Source organism: Kamptonema formosum PCC 10802, assembly GCF_000332335.1.
Classification (GTDB): Bacteria; Cyanobacteriota; Cyanobacteriia; order Cyanobacteriales; family Oscillatoriaceae; genus Oscillatoria.
In genome coordinates this window covers 52,909-68,989 of record NZ_KB235949.1, presented here as the reverse complement: position 1 = coordinate 68,989, position 16,081 = coordinate 52,909, and the positions used below count along the sequence as shown (strand labels likewise).

General features: G+C 54.2%; 13 protein-coding genes. 5 read left to right on the top strand and 8 right to left on the bottom strand.

The features are described 5' to 3' along the window. Positions 1-80: 80 nt before the first annotated feature. Positions 81-410 carry a hypothetical protein gene (locus OSC10802_RS53460; RefSeq protein WP_198525326.1) on the bottom strand — a complete coding sequence of 110 codons (330 nt, stop codon included), beginning with the start codon at positions 408-410 and terminating at the stop codon, positions 81-83. On the opposite strand from OSC10802_RS53460, the gene OSC10802_RS0130885 reads away from it, so the two are divergent. Then, positions 404-2,671 (top strand): TRAFAC clade GTPase domain-containing protein, encoded by a 2,268-nt coding sequence (locus tag OSC10802_RS0130885; protein WP_017720633.1) that lies wholly within the window; start codon positions 404-406, stop codon positions 2,669-2,671. The genes OSC10802_RS53460 and OSC10802_RS0130885 overlap by 7 nt on opposite strands. Before the next feature lie 174 nt (positions 2,672-2,845). On the opposite strand, the gene OSC10802_RS42670 is transcribed toward OSC10802_RS0130885, so the two are convergent. Together OSC10802_RS42670 and OSC10802_RS51630 are read right to left on the bottom strand one after the other, a co-directional pair. Continuing rightward, a complete protein-coding gene (locus OSC10802_RS42670; protein ID WP_017720632.1) occupies positions 2,846-4,228 on the bottom strand; it encodes a calcium-binding protein in 1,383 nt (460 codons plus the stop codon). A gap of 297 nt (positions 4,229-4,525) precedes the next feature. After that, positions 4,526-4,765, bottom strand: coding sequence for a hypothetical protein (locus tag OSC10802_RS51630; RefSeq protein WP_155968909.1), 240 nt, complete (start codon positions 4,763-4,765; stop codon positions 4,526-4,528). A gap of 126 nt (positions 4,766-4,891) precedes the next feature. Here OSC10802_RS51630 and OSC10802_RS51625 point away from each other — a divergent pair, with 126 nt between their 5' ends. Then, complete coding sequence (locus OSC10802_RS51625; RefSeq protein ID WP_155968907.1) at positions 4,892-5,089, top strand: hypothetical protein; 198 nt, start codon at positions 4,892-4,894, stop codon at positions 5,087-5,089. A 264-nt stretch (positions 5,090-5,353) separates the two neighbouring features. Next, the gene (locus OSC10802_RS0130875) at positions 5,354-7,525 is read left to right on the top strand and encodes a tetratricopeptide repeat protein (RefSeq protein ID WP_017720631.1); all 2,172 of its coding nucleotides are present in this window, start codon (positions 5,354-5,356) and stop codon (positions 7,523-7,525) included. Between the two features lie 63 nt (positions 7,526-7,588). Here OSC10802_RS0130875 and OSC10802_RS42665 read toward each other — a convergent pair whose 3' ends face one another. Together OSC10802_RS42665 and OSC10802_RS0130865 are read right to left on the bottom strand one after the other, a co-directional pair. Beyond that, entirely contained in the window at positions 7,589-8,062 is a 474-nt protein-coding gene (locus OSC10802_RS42665) for a tetratricopeptide repeat protein (protein ID WP_017720630.1), read from the bottom strand. A 293-nt stretch (positions 8,063-8,355) separates the two neighbouring features. Beyond that, complete coding sequence (locus OSC10802_RS0130865) at positions 8,356-9,840, bottom strand: protein adenylyltransferase SelO (RefSeq protein WP_017720629.1); 1,485 nt, start codon at positions 9,838-9,840, stop codon at positions 8,356-8,358. Between the two features lie 315 nt (positions 9,841-10,155). Here OSC10802_RS0130865 and OSC10802_RS0130860 point away from each other — a divergent pair, with 315 nt between their 5' ends. After that, positions 10,156-10,590 (top strand): CAAD domain-containing protein, encoded by a 435-nt coding sequence (locus tag OSC10802_RS0130860; RefSeq protein WP_017720628.1) that lies wholly within the window; start codon positions 10,156-10,158, stop codon positions 10,588-10,590. 648 nt (positions 10,591-11,238) lie between these two features. On the opposite strand, the gene OSC10802_RS0130855 is transcribed toward OSC10802_RS0130860, so the two are convergent. After that, a complete protein-coding gene (locus OSC10802_RS0130855; RefSeq protein WP_017720627.1) occupies positions 11,239-11,664 on the bottom strand; it encodes a hypothetical protein in 426 nt (141 codons plus the stop codon). A 577-nt stretch (positions 11,665-12,241) separates the two neighbouring features. Next, complete coding sequence (gene aroA, locus OSC10802_RS0130850; protein ID WP_026098969.1) at positions 12,242-13,588, bottom strand: 3-phosphoshikimate 1-carboxyvinyltransferase; 1,347 nt, start codon at positions 13,586-13,588, stop codon at positions 12,242-12,244. A 314-nt stretch (positions 13,589-13,902) separates the two neighbouring features. Here aroA and OSC10802_RS0130845 point away from each other — a divergent pair, with 314 nt between their 5' ends. Continuing rightward, positions 13,903-14,394 carry a hypothetical protein gene (locus tag OSC10802_RS0130845; RefSeq protein WP_017720624.1) on the top strand — a complete coding sequence of 164 codons (492 nt, stop codon included), beginning with the start codon at positions 13,903-13,905 and terminating at the stop codon, positions 14,392-14,394. Positions 14,395-14,924: 530 nt separating this feature from the next. On the opposite strand, the gene OSC10802_RS0130840 is transcribed toward OSC10802_RS0130845, so the two are convergent. After that, the gene (locus OSC10802_RS0130840; RefSeq protein WP_017720623.1) at positions 14,925-15,425 is read right to left on the bottom strand and encodes a BAR domain-containing protein; all 501 of its coding nucleotides are present in this window, start codon (positions 15,423-15,425) and stop codon (positions 14,925-14,927) included. Positions 15,426-16,081: the final 656 nt, after the last annotated feature.

The window sequence follows — 16,081 nt, the reverse complement described above, 5'->3', positions numbered from 1 at the left end:
CACCTCTGGATGTTCCTCTTACCTTCTGTATGTTCATCGGGAGAGGGTAGAGGAATTATGCAGCACCCCCCAAAAAATTTTCAAATTGTTTGAAACTGGCATTTGAAACTGGCACCGGCGTCTCCCCCAGGCGTAGGACAGGCGTCCCGCCTGTCCCCCCTGTCCCCGCCGGTCCCTACGTCCCGCCTGTCCCCCCCTGTCCCCCCCCTGTCCCCGCGTCCCGCCTGTCCCCGCTGTCCCCACCTCCCCCCTGTCCCCGCCGGTCCCCACGTTCCCCCTCTCCCGACGTAGGACAGGCGTCCCGCCTGTCCCGACGCATCTTTTAAAATTTTCCAGCTACCCCTTGCATATTTTCCCGCGCGTCTCCCGATAGAGACACAGAAGTCAAACAGAGATTCGCACCATGACATCCAACACCGTTAAAGACTTTCTGGAAACAGTCAAACCCGGACACAGTGGCATCACCTGTCCCGCCTGCGGCTCAATTCTCGGCATCCGCAAACAGGGAACTTACAGCACCATCCTCACAGAAAATGCCCGACTGGAGCTAGATGGCTCTATCACCAACTATCGCAGCTTCCTAGAAGGCATTGAAGATGTCCTCGAACAGGTCAACATTGCCGGTTTTACCTCAATTAAAGCCAACTCACCCTACAAGAAAGACCAAACAGACCATGCTGCCATGCGAGAGGGGGGTGTCTACACCGGCACACTGGGAGCCGAAGCAGTTGAGCAATTCATTCGCAACAACATCGACTATTTCGAGTGGGCGCAAAACTTCTACTCTTTCATGCGGCGAACTGAATTCTCAGAACGGCTTGACCAACCCCTTTCCGACGACAGCAAAGCCTCAATCCAGAAACTCTACAACCGCACCAAAGAGATCCTGGTTGCCGGTCTTGAGCCCCGGTCGATTTCTGGCCCCTTAGTCGATTTAATTCTCGAACAAAAATACGTCTCGCAGTGGATGAAAAAGTGCAGCGCATCGCGCCATGCCTTATACGACCTGCTTCAAGAAGTTTGCCCCAACATTCAGGGGTACTTGATGCAGCTGCTCCAGCTAGACCGGCACCTGAACCAAACCCCTGACCCCAATTTAGAAGAAGGAGTTTTAAGGGTTCAGTTTATTCTGGCCATCGTCCTCGGGCATAAAAGTGCAGCGCACATCAACACAGTGGCAGACTTAAGCATCCAGACCAACGTACCCTTCACCCTTCCCCGCTTAACCCTCGTCTCCCCCAAATTGCTGCAAAAACTGCTCTCTTCGGAAGTAGTTTTGGGCAATCCCAATCTGGGCTGGGATGCTAAATTTGTCGAAGCTGTGCGGCAGGGCAACGCCAACCCCCAACCCAATGGTAGCGTTTTTGGTGCCGGCTTGCAAATCGGAAACGGCTCCCCTGACGCAGTGGATAAAATTATCGAGATCCTTGGCGACCAAATTACCAAGTTTGTCCACTTTACCTGCACCGGCCCAATTGGCGACAAACCCGGCGACACAGCCGGTGCCGAACATACCTCACTCAAGTGTGGCTGGTATCCCAAACCCGAAAAAACTCACTCCGTCATCCTATTAGGAAGTCCTGGCACTGGCAAATCTTCCGTTTTGCTCACCGGCTTTACCGCCTTTTATAACAATGTCTCCGCCTTAGGAGCGACAGTGAGCTTTGATTCCCCAGATGACGAAGCTCGCATGAAGGAATTAAGCGAGAAATACTGGGCCGGCCAAATGCCCAAACCAACCCAGCACGGTGCCCGCACAAGTATCAAACTGTCCATTGAGTTCCCAGCCGAACCCTACCGCCCAACCAACTTTGTTTTCACCGATATTCCCGGCGAAGTTGCCGCGAGCAGCTTAACAGAGTATGGCTCTAACCCCGCAGTTCTCCGGACTCTTAAAAAGGCAGAAACCATTATTTTCTTCTTTGACCTGTCTGTGGAGCCCTGTGTCCGGGAAAAGCTGACAAAAGGCGATGATAGCAACGTTTGGAAAGTATTGGAAGACAACTACAAGCGGGTCAACGATTCCCGGAAACAAGTAGCGGGAGTCAGCCAGCTGCAGCTGCTGCAAAAACTGGTGCGGGATTTAAAACTGCAAAAAGGAGCGGACACCTTGCAAGGAACCAAGTTTATTTGCGTGATTCCTAAGTCGGATTTGTTTGCTAATTCAGAGGAGCCGGAGATGTTCTTCTTAACAGAGTTTTACAAATCTCTCCAGCAGCGGCAGATTTTAGTTTCATCCCGGCAGCACCGCAGCGAATCTTTTGCCGGTCTTTATTCTCTGGGGGGTGCCGGTTCGCAAATTGCTAACAGTCGGGGAGTGGAGTTGCAAAAACAGATTGGGCAGCTGATTTCCCAAGAAGCGCTCTCGTGCCTTGCTAAAATTGGCAATGCGTTAGGAGACGAGCCAGAGCTCGCGCCGCTCAAGAAGTCCCTGTCAGAGACGATAGCTGTGCGTCTTGTCGCCATGCTCAAACAGGCATTTGGGGAGGAAGATGCCGTTTATTTCCTGCCGGTTTCCGCGCAAGGAGAAGATAGCAAATCCATTGAGTTGGGGCATCCGCCCAATCAAAAGCTCTCGGAATATGTGTTCATTTTGCCCATCGCTCTCAGCGCTGAGAAGGTGGCACAGCCGGCAGCAACGCAACAGCAACCCGCATCGCGTTTCCGATAAGCGCACACCCATCCAAAACTGAGAAAAGCCCAGAAACCCGGTTTCTTTAAGAAACCGGGTTTCTCATATCAGATAAACCGGCACCGGCATTCATGGGGTGGGGGCCGGTTTATTGCAATCCTGCCTTAGGTGGCTTCTATTTCAGGCTTGCCCCGCCCCTACTGCATGGGGTTTCTAGACGTAAGAGAAGGAAGAGCTGGTAAGATTTAGATTGGAAACATCTTGCACAATTGCAATCAGCTCATCGGACTCGGAACCAGGTTTGTTGATATAAATCCCTGTGTCGGCTGCGGAACCGCCAACAGAGAACGGTGCGGATGTGAGGATATAGTCATAGGAGCTTCCTCGGAGTTGAATAATATCCTCAAACTTGTTGAAGTCAGCAATTAGAGCGTAGTCACTCGTGCCATTTGACCAATAGTAGTTGTTGCTGTCATCATAGAAGACTTTGCTCTCAGTCCCGAGAACGAACTTATCTGCCCCCAATCCGCCATTCAGGCTGTCAATTTCATAGAGTCCAGGAGTGGCTGCGTTTTGGTCAGCACCAATCAGGGTGTCCGCACCCTCACCACCGTTGAGGTTGTCGTAACCGGCACCGCCATTGAGGCTGTCATTATTATCGCCGCCTAATAGCAAATCCGTACCGGCACCCCCTGAGACTATATCATTGCCAGCGCCGCCATACATGTAGTCGCTGCCGTCGCGACCGTCTAGGGTGTCTGTACCGTCGCCGCCATGCATGGAGTCGCTACCGGCACCGGCAGACAAATAGTCGTTCCCGCTGCCGCCATCGAGGACGTTATTCCCATCGCTGCCATCGAGGAAGTCGTTGCCGTCGCCGCCATCGAGGAAGTCGTTACCGGCGTCTCCATTCAGGTAGTCGCTACCGGCACCGCCTTCTAGGAAGTCCGTACCGCCTCCGCCATGCAAGAAGTCGTTCCCGTCATTGCCTTCTATGAAGTCGTTGCCGTCGCCGCCATCGATGATGTCCATCCCAGCGCCGCCATACAGGTTGTCGTCGCCGGCTTCCCCATTTAGGAAGTCTGTACCGGCACCGCCAGACAGGTTGTCCGCACCATCCCCGCCATAGAGGTTGTCGTCCCCGTCTTGGCCATACAGGATGTCTGTGCCACTGCCGCCATAGAGGTTGTCGTCTCCCGCGCCGCCATCCAGGTAGTTCGTACCGCCGCCGCCATACAGGATGTCGTTGCCGGCACCGGCATTGAGGTAGTCGTCACCTAATCCGCCATCCAGGTAGTCGTCACCCTCTTCGCCATACTGGTAGTCGTCACCCTCTTCACCGTACAGGGTGTCCGCACCTGCTCCGCCATACTGGGTGTCGTTCCCGTCGCCGCCATCCAGGAAGTCCGCACCGGCACCCCCATACAGGGAGTCCGCACCGGCACCCCCATCCAGGGTGTCGCTATCAGCGCCGCCATCCAGGGTGTCGTTGCCGAACAGACCGAAAAGAGAGTCGTTTCCCGCATCACCCACGATTGAGTCATCGAATTCAGTCCCAAAAAGGGTGTCGCTTTCAGGGGTTCCAATGATCGCCATTTTGGTTTCTCCCGGTCGTTTCAGAGATGTCCGCAGAGGTGGCTGTCAGGAGGGCCCAAGTCTGTTTACTTAAATCAAAGCCGTATCGGGAATCTCGCAGGAGGCCCTGTCAGCCGCCTCTCACAAATCCGCAATTCTACTGTTGACTTCTGCGAATTTATGCTTTTCTATTTATGAGTCAGTATTTTTGCGGATTCCGTTCGCTTCTTTTTTGGGTGCTTTCCGGAAAGGTCTTATTCGGATATCCGTACTTGACAAAAGTGAGAGCTAGGTTATATTCGCCGGCGATCGAGGAAATTACTGAGCCGGTCTGAAGGATTGCCACAGCAGCGGGTGAGAGCCGGTGGGGAAAATGCCCGGAGTGGGGAGGCGATGTCTGGAGACACCGGCACCTTGGGGAGGTGCGGTCTCGGAGTGAGTTGCTTTTCGTCTTGCGCACCCCGCTTTGGCGAATTGCCAATTGCCGATAAGAAATAGGTCAAGGGGCTCCCCCCACCGGCACTCCCAGTTGGGCGCAGGGGATATAGCAGTATGCACTTAGATTAGGACATGAGCATCACGCTGGCATCACGCTGGCATCATCGCATTGGTGTGAGTCTTCCCCATGCGCCATACCCCATGCGCATGAGCCCCAGACGCCATGCCATGAATGTCCTAACCAATATGACTGCTGCTATATCTGGCGCTGTGAGACGCCGGCGGCATTTTCAAACGGCCTGCCGCCACCGGCAACCGCCGGCAACAGTCCCCCTTGACAACCGCCACAACACCGGCACCGGCTGCTCGCTCTCCGCCGGCAGGGGATTGAAAGCCTCCTCTCCCGAAAAAGATCCGATATGGCACCTTGACAAATCTCTATAAATGCGCTATCATAAATTGACATTCTGTGATTGGGGAAACTATGGAGCCGGCCTGACGGTCTTGGCCGTCTGGTGGTGAGCCCGCCGGTGGGGCTAAAGCCCAACTGCTTTCCGGGGCTGGAACCATACTACAAACGGGGCTAAAGCCCTACTGCAAACGGGAGCCTCGGCAGAAAGGCACCTCGGCACATAGGGGAAACAGGGGACAAACAAGGGGTGCTCCTGCAACCTAGCTGCGACCTAACCAACGGCAACTAGGGATTTTGTGGCAAAATCAACCCAAAGCTGGTTGGGTGGCTTGTTTGTGATTGGCAAACTTTTAGATCGACGTTACCGCATTCTTGACTTCCTGGGCGCAGGCTCATTTGGAAAAACTTATCTGGCAGAAGATATTCGCCGCCCGGGTTGCCCTAAATGTGTCATCAAGCACCTGCGCCCCATTCGCAACACATCTAAATCGATACTCGCCGCCCGCCGCCGATTTCTCAGAGAGGCGCACAGTTTGGAAAAGCTGGGAAAACACGACCGAGTTCCCCAGCTGCTGGCGTATTTTGAAGCAAAGGAGCACTTTTTCCTCGTCGAAGAGTTCATTCCCGGTCATCCCCTCTCCGACGAGATTGTGCCCGGATCGCCCTTGAGCGAAATCCAAACACTCGCCCTGCTGCAAGAGGTGTTAGAGATTTTGGACTTCGTGCACAGTCAGGGGGTGATTCACCGGGATGTGACGCCGGCAAACATCATCCGCCGCGAGACAGATGGCAAATTAGTTCTCATCGACTTTGGGGCGGTTAAAGAAATAACCGCTGAGCTGCAGGAGGGGGATTACCGGACAATAGCCACCGGCACCCCAGCGTACATGCCGGTGGAGCAATTCCGGGGGCAGCCCCAATTTAACAGCGACATCTACGCCTTGGGCACAATCGCTATCCAAGCCCTTACCGGAGCCAGCGTCAAAGATTTACCGCACCTGAAAAATCCCAGCAATTCCAGCAGCGGTGAAACTCTGTGGCGGCTGCAAGCCCGCATCAGCCCAAAGCTAGGCGATATCGTCGATACAATGGTGCGCGACGACTTCAAGCAGCGCTACCAGTCAGCCAGAGAAGTTCTCGAAGACTTGCAAAACATCGCCCCCACAACCGCCCCGCCCGAACTGCCGGCAACTATCATTGATTTTCCCACAACAGAGCCCCCTTTGGCAGCCCAAGGCAGCCCACTGGGGGAGCAAACAGATTCGCTGCTGCGCAAAATCACCACCGCCGGCGTAGGAATTTTGCTGGCGGGCGGGCTGATTCTGATTTTCCACAGCCAAATCCAGATCCAAGCCAACCAGTTTTACAACAGAGCAGCCGAGCGAGCCAAGCAAGGCGACGCCCAAGGGAGCATAGAGGATTACACCCGCGCCATTCAATTCAATCCCAGCGATGCCGGTGCGTATTTCAGCCGGGGAAAAGTCCGCTTGCAGATGGGAGACTTTCACGGCGCGCTAGACGATTGCAGCGAAGCGATCCGGCTCAATCCCAGCGACGCCTCCGCCTACGAAAACCGCTGCGTGGCGCACCTGCATCTCAAGCAGCTGGAAGAGGCTCTCTCCGACTGCACTCAGGCGATTCGCCTCGCCAGCAACCCCACCGCTTACAAGAACCGCTGCTCAGTTCACTTGCAGCTGGGAGCTTCTCGGCGAGCGATAGAAGACTGCACTCAGGCGATTCAACTCAATCCCCAAGATGCCGGTGCCTACAGCAACCGGGCGCTGGCTCTCTCTGCAGTCGGAGAGCAGAACTTGGCAATTGAGGACTTCACGCAAGCTCTGCGCCTAAATCCCAGCGATACCGGCACGCTTCCCGTCACCAGCGATCCTGCCGGTGCCGGTGCTTACTTAAATCGCTGTATCGCCCAAGTGAATCTCTCCAATTTCCCCGCCGCTGTCTCCGACTGCACCCAAGCGCTACAGCTCAATCCCGATTTAGCCGCCGCTCACTCGAGCCGGTGCGCCGCCGAGATCAATCTCGCGCAGCACCAAAAAGCCATTGTTGACTGCTCCCGCGCTCTTGAATTGAACCCCAGCGATGCCGGTGCCCACAGCAACCGGGGTTTGGCTCGCTACGCACTCGGCGATAAAGCAGGGGCGCTCGAAGATTTCACTCAGGCGATTCGCCTTGGCAGCAGTGCCGGTGCCTACAGCAACCGGGGAAATACTAACTATGACTTGGGAGATTACAGACAAGCCCTTGCGGATTACACGCAGGCGATTCAGCTGCAGCCCGACTCCCAACAAGCTTACTACGGTCGCGCCAAGACCCGCCTCCAGTTTGGGGACAAGCCGGGAGCCATTCAAGATTTTCAAAAAGCCTCCCAACTCTGTCTTGACAAAGGGCTTACCGCATGCTATAATGCATCGCAAAATCAGCTCAAACACCTTCAGAGTCAGGTGAATTAAACCTTAAAACTTAAAAACTCTTCCAATTTTAATATTTAATTTTTAATTCTTTGTCCGGAGCCTCTACTCAATCTCGTCATCCTCACAGGCAAAACCCAGTCCCAACTGTTTGAGCAAGCCACTCAGATTATTCTTCGCCGTGGTGTAGCTGGGGTCGATCTCTAGGGCGTGATAATACGCAGCCATCGCTTCTGCATATCTTCCTAGCTGCATCAGCGCAAAGCCGAGGTTATTCCAAGCTTTAGCCGAATTGGGATCGAGCGCTAGCGCTCGTTCGTAAGCGGTCAGGGCTTGTTCGTAATCTCCCATCTGGCGCAGTGCGAAGCCCAGGTTATTCCACGCTTTCGCATACTTGGGATTGATGGCCAAGGCCCGGTTGTAGGACGCTATCGCCTGTTCGTGGTTTCCTAGCTGCATCAGGGCAAAGCCTCGGTTGTTCCAGGCTTTAGCGTGCTTGGGATTGCTGTCCAAGGAACGGTCATAGACAGCCAGCGCGCTTTCGTAGCTTTTCAGATGCGCCAGTTCGGTGTTGTTCATCGCTCTGTCCCTGGTGTAGAAGTGAGCCCACTTCTATCAAAGCACGGACATCAGTTGCCATGCCACCGCGTTGTTACGGTATTTCAACTGTCCACTGGGGGATAGGGGATCGGGGTTAGGGAATAGGGGTTAGGGGTTAGGGGAAGAGGTTTCCGGTTTGAGACTGCCCGCAGCAGCCGAGAAAGTCTTTTCCATGCGCATGAGCCCCATGCCCCATGCCCCATGCCCCATGCCATTAATGTCCGTTCCCTAAGTGCCTACTGCAATACCACCTCACCCCTCACCCCTGACAGTCAATCCCCAGCCTGTATGCGCTTTAACAGCTCGTAAAATGGCTGCCAGTTATCCTCAACCGCAATTGGCTCCCAAACCGCCTCAATCTCCGGTCTGACTAACAAGGGATAGGGATTTTGCCGGCGCAACCGGCTCGCCATTTCCTCCATCTTAGCTGTTGACAAACCCTGCAAAATGTGGTAATAGAATTGCCGCCAAGGCTGAAATAATTCTGCCGGCTCAGCCGCACTAAAGATGAGACTGGCATCATCCCGCCAAGCGGGGGAAAACTGTTCCCTCAGCTCAGCAAAGAAATCCCCATACCCCACCTGGGTGTCTCTCAGCAGCTGCAGCGTCAGTCGCAGCATCTCCGACCCCAGTTCGGCAGGCAGCGAGGCAAACCCCAGCCGGTTGAGCATCAGCTGCCGGTAAGTGACGTCACAGCGATCGTCAAACTGGGCTAGCGCCGCCTCCATGTCACCTGGGTCAATCGCAGCCGAAAGCGGGCCCTGGAGCATCTCTAAATTTAACCGGCAAATCCCCGGCTGATTGCCGTAACTGTAGCGCCCGTAATAGTCAAAATAGGCGGCGGCAAACCCCGGGTTATAGGTTGGGATAAATGCATAGGGTCCATAGTCGAAACTCTCGCCGGTAATTGACATATTGTCCGTATTCAGCACCCCGTGACAGAAGCCGGCAGCCATCCACTGCGCCGCCAGTTCCGCCACCCGCCGCACCAACTCGGCATAAAACAGCGCGTACCGCTCAGCTTTACCCTCCTTTTCTTCTCCCCCTCTCCCCTTGTGGGAGAGGGGGTTGGGGGGTGAGGGGAAGTAATACTCCTCAATTACATGGTCGAGCAGCTTCTCGATTAAATCCTTGCGGCGGAAAAAGTGCAGGCGCTCAAACGTGCCAAAGCGAATGTGGGAGCTGCTGAAACGCACCATCACCGACGAGCGCGTGGGAGAGGGCTCATCTCCCCGCCACAGCTGCTCGCCGGTTTCAACTAAGCTAAGACAGCGGGAGGTGCGCACTCCCAGCCGGTGCAGCGCTTCCGCCGCCAGCACTTCCCGCACCCCGCCTTTGAGAGTCAGCCGCCCATCCGCACTTCTGGAGTAGGGGGTCCGCCCACTGCCCTTGGTGCCAAAATCGTACAGCTGGCCATCCGCGCCCCGCACCTGACCGTAGAGAAAGCCCCGCCCGTCTCCCAAATAGGGGTTGTATTCGCCGAACTGATAGCCGTGGTAGCGCAGCGCCAAAAAAGGCCGCACCCCCTGAAACTTGCCAAAGGCTTCGATGAAATGGCCATCGGTAACGGTTTTGGGGTCTAGCCCCAGTTGGGGCAGCAGGGCGTCGTTGCGCCAGCGCAAGATGTGATCGGGGAATTCCGCAGCGGCGACTTCATCGAAATAATCGCCGCCGAGGGATTCTAGCGCCGGCTCGTAATCGAGCAACCGCAAGGGATTGGGAGAATTTGAGGTTTCGGGCTGGCAGGGATTGGTCATTGAGGGCAAAGCTTGACTCGTCTCTATCCATCTTGCCAGTTCTTGCCCACCCTGATATGGGACTGGAGTGTGGGGGTGGGGGCTCGGTAGGGGGTTCGGTGCCCTTCCAGAAGATTTGCTCTCTAATTTGGGCCAGACAGCGGCGGCAAACCCTGTCTGATCTTAGAATCGGAGAAGATCCTTCCTCTCAGACGCCAGAGTTGCCGCTTCCCGCAGGGTGCGCATTAAGACATTCCAAGGGCTGAGGCTGTTGTGCGGCTGACAGGGGTAAGATATTCCAGCTATCATCATCGGGGGTGTTACCCGCATATCCATATGAATCCAGAACTCAAACAAGCTGAAACCGAAAAGACAAGAGTGCAAGTCAATGTCGAGCAAGCCGGTGCCATCACCAAAGTCAGCGCTACCGAGGAACCGGCTCAAGCGTGGCAGCGAATCAGAGATCAGGTTCTCCAAATTCTCTCTGAGCTGCCAGAGTACGTGGGCGGATTCTTTTCAGACTACCAAAAGCCGATTATCACTCTCGTCCTGCTCCTGTCGGGTGTGATTTCCGTCAAAGTGTTCCTGGCTGTGCTGGATGCGATTAACGACGTTCCCCTGCTAGCGCCCACCTTTGAGTTAATTGGTCTGGGCTACACCACTTGGTTCGTCTACCGCTATTTGCTCCGCGCCAATACTCGCAAAGAGCTGTCTGAGGAGTTGCAAGCCTTCAAAGAACAAGTCGTCGGTCAAAACTCCCCGAAAGCTTAACAAAACGTAACAGCTGGGGGCCTGCGGCACACCCCACAAGTGGGCCGGTCGCCAGCACAGGAAAATTGCCTTTGTGCCAGAAACCCGGTTTCTTTAAGAAACCGGGTTTCTTCATTGCGCCCCTTGACACTTCGGTTTTTTTATGCGCTCCTATTCAGGGCATGGGGCATGGGGCATCGGGCATCGGGCATCGGGCATCGGGCATCGGGCATCGGGCATCGGGCATTGGGCATCGGGCATTGGGCATCGGGCATCGAGATGCGTTCAAAACACTCAATTCCCCATCCAAAATCCCAAACCCAAAATCTAAAATCCAACATCCAAAATCTAAAATCTAAAATCTAAAATCCAACATCCAAAATCTAAAATCTAAAATCTAAAATCCAACATCCAACATCCAACATCCAACATCCAACATCCAACATCCAACATCCAACATTTATAGCAGCAGTCATATTGGTTAGAACAATAGAAGCTTCGGGAGCTCTAGAGCAAGGGAGGCCGGAATGTAGGTTTCCTAAATGCTTACTGCTATATAGACGTAGGGCAGGCGTCCCGCCCCCCCTGAAGGTCTAATGTTCTAACCTAAGTGCATACTGCTATAAAATCTCCCAATGCCCAATCCCCAATGCCCAATGCCCACCCCTATTAAGTTGGGTTGATGGCCAGAAGTTGGTGATTCAGAAACTTGACAAATTCTTCCACCGTAGAAAAGGCAGACACGTCAACCCGCTCGCTGATATCCACCCCAAAACAGCCCAGAAAATCCTCACACAAATTCATTTGCCAGTCGAACCAGCACACCAGTGTGAGCTGCAAATCTTGCTCGAGCCGGTCGCAAGGTCGCAGCCGCCCAATCTGCAAGCCGGAATATTTTTCCAGGTAGGTGTAAACAAAGGCGACAACCGGCCTGGTCATCCCACGAGGTCGCCAAAAAAAATCAAACCACTGATCTAGGTTTAGGGCTTGGCGATCGCGCAATGCCTGATTTACCTGCCGCCTAGCCTGAACATCCGGAGTGAGCTCTGTGTAGGTGCTGAAATTGAGAGCGATTTCTTTGAGCTTGCGCCACATCTTGCCGGTAACACCAACCGCATGGATCTGAGGGTTTTCTCTAGTGTTCCCAACTCAGCTTTGTGCTATCGGGGCACTGGGCACTGGGCATCATCGCATCATCGCATCATCGCATCATCGCATCATCGCATTGGAAGCCCCATGCTGGGTGCAGATGGGACGCCAAGCCCTCAAATTTAGAAATATCCGAAAGAAAGGTTTTTACAAAAACACGACTGCAGACCGGTTTTGTATATATGCTTTCTTCCGGAAGTTATAAATTTGTATCGCTTTTTCACCAAAGAGTCATGGGCCATCGGCTGAAATTTGGCCCTTGGACACTGGATCTATGCCCCATCCTGGGTGTTAGGGGACGCCAAACCATCTAATTTTGGGATATCCGGAAGAAAAGTTTTTACAAAAACCCGACTTTAGACGGGTTTTGTATATATGCTTTCTTCCGGAAGTTAGAAAGGTGTGCCAGGGTTTCACAAAATAGCCAAGGGCAGTTGGGTGAGATCATCCCAATGCCTCATGCCCCATGCCCGTTTGCGCCATGCGCCATGCCCCATGCCCCATGCGCCACGCCCCATACCCGCTAACCGCAAATTTGTTGCAGGGTGGGGGTGAAGTTGGGGTAGGAGATAGCCGCAGCTTCGGCGCGGTTGATGGTAGTGGTGCCGGTGGCCATCAGACCGGCGATCGCCAGACTCATGGCCACGCGGTGGTCGTCCTGGCTGTCCACCTCGGTGCCGGTCAGGGGAGCACCGCCGGCAATCTCCAGTCCGTCGGGCAATTCCGTGACGCGAGCACCGAGCCGGCTCAGCTGCGCCGCCATCACCGCCAGCCGGTCGCTCTCTTTCACCCGCAACTCAGCCGCATCTCGAATCACTGTGGTGCCTTTGGCAAAGGCAGCCGCCACCGCTAGAATCGGAATTTCATCAATCAGTCGCGGTATAATGTTACCGCCAATTTCACAAGCCTGTAGCTGCCCGGATCTCACCCGCAAGTCCGCCACCGGCTCGCCGGCGACAAGGCGCAGATTTTCCTGCGCAATATCGGCACCCATCATCTCCAAAGCATCGAGGATGCCGGTGCGGGTGGGATTGACGCCGACATTTTCAATCAGCAGCTCAGAATCGGGCACAATAGAAGCAGCAACCAGCCAGAAAGCCGCTGAGCTGATATCACCTGGCACAACCACCGGCTGGCCAGCGAGCCGGGCCGGGCCGGTGACAGTGACGCTGTGGGTTTCCGGATCAGTGCTGATTTCGGCACCAAAAGCCTTGAGCATGCGCTCGCTGTGGTCGCGGGAGAGCGCCGGTTCCGTCACCGTCGTCTGGCCCTCCGCCAGCAAGCCGGCCAGCAAAATGCAGGATTTAACCTGAGCGGAGGCAATCGGCGAGCGGTAGTGAATTGGTCGCAGCTGCTGCCCAGCAATCGCCAGCGGTGCCAGAGAGTCATTCTGGCGTCCCCAAATTTGCGCACCCATTTCTCGCAGGGGTTTGACCACCCGCGACATGGGGCGCGAGCGCAGCGACGCATCGCCGGTGACGCTAAAGAAGCGCCCCTTTTGGCCGGCGAGCAAACCCAGCATCAGCCGGATAGTGGTGCCAGAGTTGCCGGCATTGAGGACATCAGCCGGTTCGCTCAGCTGCCCGATCCCGACACCCCGCACCCGCACCAGTTCGGAGTTCAGTTCAGAAATCTCTGCGCCCAAAGCGCGAAAGCAGCTAGCAGTGCTGCGGGGATCTTCTCCCAAAAGAAGTCCTTCAATCGCAGTTTCACCTGTGGCTATCGCGCCCAGCATCAAGGCTCGGTGCGAGATGGACTTATCCCCTGGAACGCGAATCCTCCCACAAAGGGATAAACCATGCGCCGGTCTTTGAATGAGTAGCTGCTGCTGAGAGTCCGTAATATTGGCGATCGCGATCGGGGCAGGCATTGGGATAAACTGATGAGGGATTGCGCTAGCTATCCTACCGTTTTCTCAGCTCAACCGGCGCTCTCTGTGCTGTTAGCTGTTCGCTGTTATTTGTTTGTCCGCTGTCAGCTGTCAGCGGTCTGGCTCTGGGCGGGGTCTCAAGTGCTGTGTGAACTGTGATGTTTGTTTTCCCACTGACCCGAGGCGGGACGCCCGGGGGTACTGACTGACCGCTGACCATTGCAATAACCGGTGCCCTCTTGACCGATGACTTTTTGACCGGGAACCCGTGACAGCGCGCCTGAAATCTCTTTCGTCAAAACTCCTCACACGTTATGCTGACGCATCATCGCAAGCCCGTCTGCCTGTCACTGCTGTCCACAGACCTGCCGGTCTGGTCTGTCATTGAAACAGCCGCCACCGTCTATCAAAAAGACCAAGACCGGTTCCACATCCTCTTGACAGAACCGGCAATCTATGATATTGCAACTCCCACAGGCATTCCAGAAGTGGCCACCTTGCCCGCCGGCAAAACCTCCCGGCTCCTGTGGCTGGAGATATCGCCCTACCGCGCGATCATGACAATGCAGGGTAACGGTCAGTTCAGCTACCGGCACCTCTGGGAGCGAGGCATGTATGGCATCAGCCGCTTTTGGCTCCAGGGCGACACACTGGGCGCAAACAGCCAGATTCGTCTGCGCAACTACACCCGCAGCTTGACACTCACCGGCAAACCTTTACCAGAGCATCTGCGGCTGGAATACGAGCTGTGGTCAGACAAAGTGCAACTCGGTCGCTACATCTTAAATTTAGAGATCCATCAGTGATAGGGTGTCAGGTTGAATCCCCGGAATATATCTGAGGGGCAGTGCGCATGGCGCATGCATGGCATTGCTAGAAACATGATATTAGGGACAATTAACCCGACTTCATATGAGCTGCAAAATCGTTCATTACGGTACGTTGAAAGCTTATCCGAAAGCTCCCACAGCCGTCAGAAACATCCAGAAACCCGGTTTTTTTCAGAAACCGGGTTTATTGCGGGCGGTTTTGGGCCGACTGCCTGTTAGGTTTAATTCTGGGATTTCTGACAGTAGAGACGCGACATATCGCCTCTCTACGAAACAGGGTTTTCCCTAGCCATAACTCCGGTTTCTCCCCATTGGTGATATAGCAGTATGCACTTAGGTTAGAACATTAGACCTTCAGGGGGGGCGTCCCGCCTGCCCTACGTCTATATAGCAGTAAGCATTTAGGAAAACTACATTCCGGCTTTCCTTGCTACCCCGCTCCCGAAGCTTCTATTGTTCTAACCAATATGATTGCTGCTATAACTTTGAGTGCGGGCGAGCGCACCCTATATTTTGCTGCAGTAGCTGTTAATTTCAATTGCTAAAGCGTCTGCCTTCTTAGCGGCTGACTCAGCAACTTTACCAGCGGCTTGCACTTCCGCTTTTGCCTTTCGCACTGTTTCCCCACCGGCAGGGGTGGGAGGAGCGCCGCTGGCGGTTTTCAGCGCCTGACCCGTCGTGCGGAATGCTTGGCTCAGATCCTGATATATCTGAGTGAAGCGTTCCTGAAAGCCTTTGAGTTTTTCGTCTTTTAACTCGACCTTTTGCAGTTCCCCAATCGTGGCTTCGAGATCCCTAGCAAGCTTATTGGCAGCTGCCGCATCACTGGCCTGAAAATTGGTTACATGATTGTGCCCTTTATTGATCGGGTCAATCAGTTTATTGCACTCAGCCACCTGGCTGTTGCCGCAACCGGCCACCAAGAAAGCAACAAAGGCGCTAACTGTAACTGTGGGAGTTTTAGGAAGAAACTGCTTCAATGCACTCCAGGGGAATCTGTGAATCATGCCTATTTTGGATTTTGGATTTTGGATTTTGAATTTTGGATTTTGGATTTTGGATTTAACACCGGCAGGAAAGCCGTTTTAGCCTGAGGGAAATACTATCTATACGGGGTTTAATTGATCTGGAAAAGTTATTTTTATAATTCTCCGCTCCCGTGAAGGAGCGCCAAGGTAAGAAAAGTGAGAGGGCTCTCACAAATCATTTAGGGTGCGCTCCCACCGTCCGGTATAGCAGTAGCCACTTAGATTAGAACATTAGACCTTCAGGGGGGGCGGGACGCCTGCCCTACGTCTATATAGCAGTAAGCATTTAGGAAACCTACATTCCGGCCTCTCTTCCTCCCCGGCTCCCTTGCTCCCGAAGCTCCTATTGTCCTAACCAAGATGACTACTGCTATATCTTGCCAGGGGATTTGTTGGGGAAAATCGCTATAGAAGTTTTATTTTTTACAAAACTTATAGCAGTATGCACTTAGGTTAGAACATTAGACCTTCAGGGGGGCGGGACGCCTGCCTTACGTCTATATAGCAGTAAGCATTTAGGATCTCCACCCGCTCCCGAAGCTTCTATTGTTCTAACCAATATGACTGCTGCTATATCTGGGAAATGTCCGCCCTCCCCAAGAGCGCTGAAACCGATTTTGTGGGCGGCACCGGCG

Coding starts and splice junctions, on each gene's coding strand:
- OSC10802_RS53460 (WP_198525326.1), bottom strand. CDS start 410: ATGTCATGGTGCGAATCTCTGTTTGACTTCTGTGTCTCTATCGGGAGA.
- OSC10802_RS0130845 (WP_017720624.1), top strand. CDS start 13,903: ATGCTGACGCATCATCGCAAGCCCGTCTGCCTGTCACTGCTGTCCACA.
- OSC10802_RS0130865 (WP_017720629.1), bottom strand. CDS start 9,840: ATGACCAATCCCTGCCAGCCCGAAACCTCAAATTCTCCCAATCCCTTG.
- OSC10802_RS0130840 (WP_017720623.1), bottom strand. CDS start 15,425: ATGATTCACAGATTCCCCTGGAGTGCATTGAAGCAGTTTCTTCCTAAA.
- OSC10802_RS51625 (WP_155968907.1), top strand. CDS start 4,892: ATGACTGCTGCTATATCTGGCGCTGTGAGACGCCGGCGGCATTTTCAA.
- OSC10802_RS0130860 (WP_017720628.1), top strand. CDS start 10,156: ATGAATCCAGAACTCAAACAAGCTGAAACCGAAAAGACAAGAGTGCAA.
- OSC10802_RS0130855 (WP_017720627.1), bottom strand. CDS start 11,664: ATGTGGCGCAAGCTCAAAGAAATCGCTCTCAATTTCAGCACCTACACA.
- OSC10802_RS0130885 (WP_017720633.1), top strand. CDS start 404: ATGACATCCAACACCGTTAAAGACTTTCTGGAAACAGTCAAACCCGGA.
- OSC10802_RS42665 (WP_017720630.1), bottom strand. CDS start 8,062: ATGAACAACACCGAACTGGCGCATCTGAAAAGCTACGAAAGCGCGCTG.
- OSC10802_RS42670 (WP_017720632.1), bottom strand. CDS start 4,228: ATGGCGATCATTGGAACCCCTGAAAGCGACACCCTTTTTGGGACTGAA.
- aroA (WP_026098969.1), bottom strand. CDS start 13,588: ATGCCTGCCCCGATCGCGATCGCCAATATTACGGACTCTCAGCAGCAG.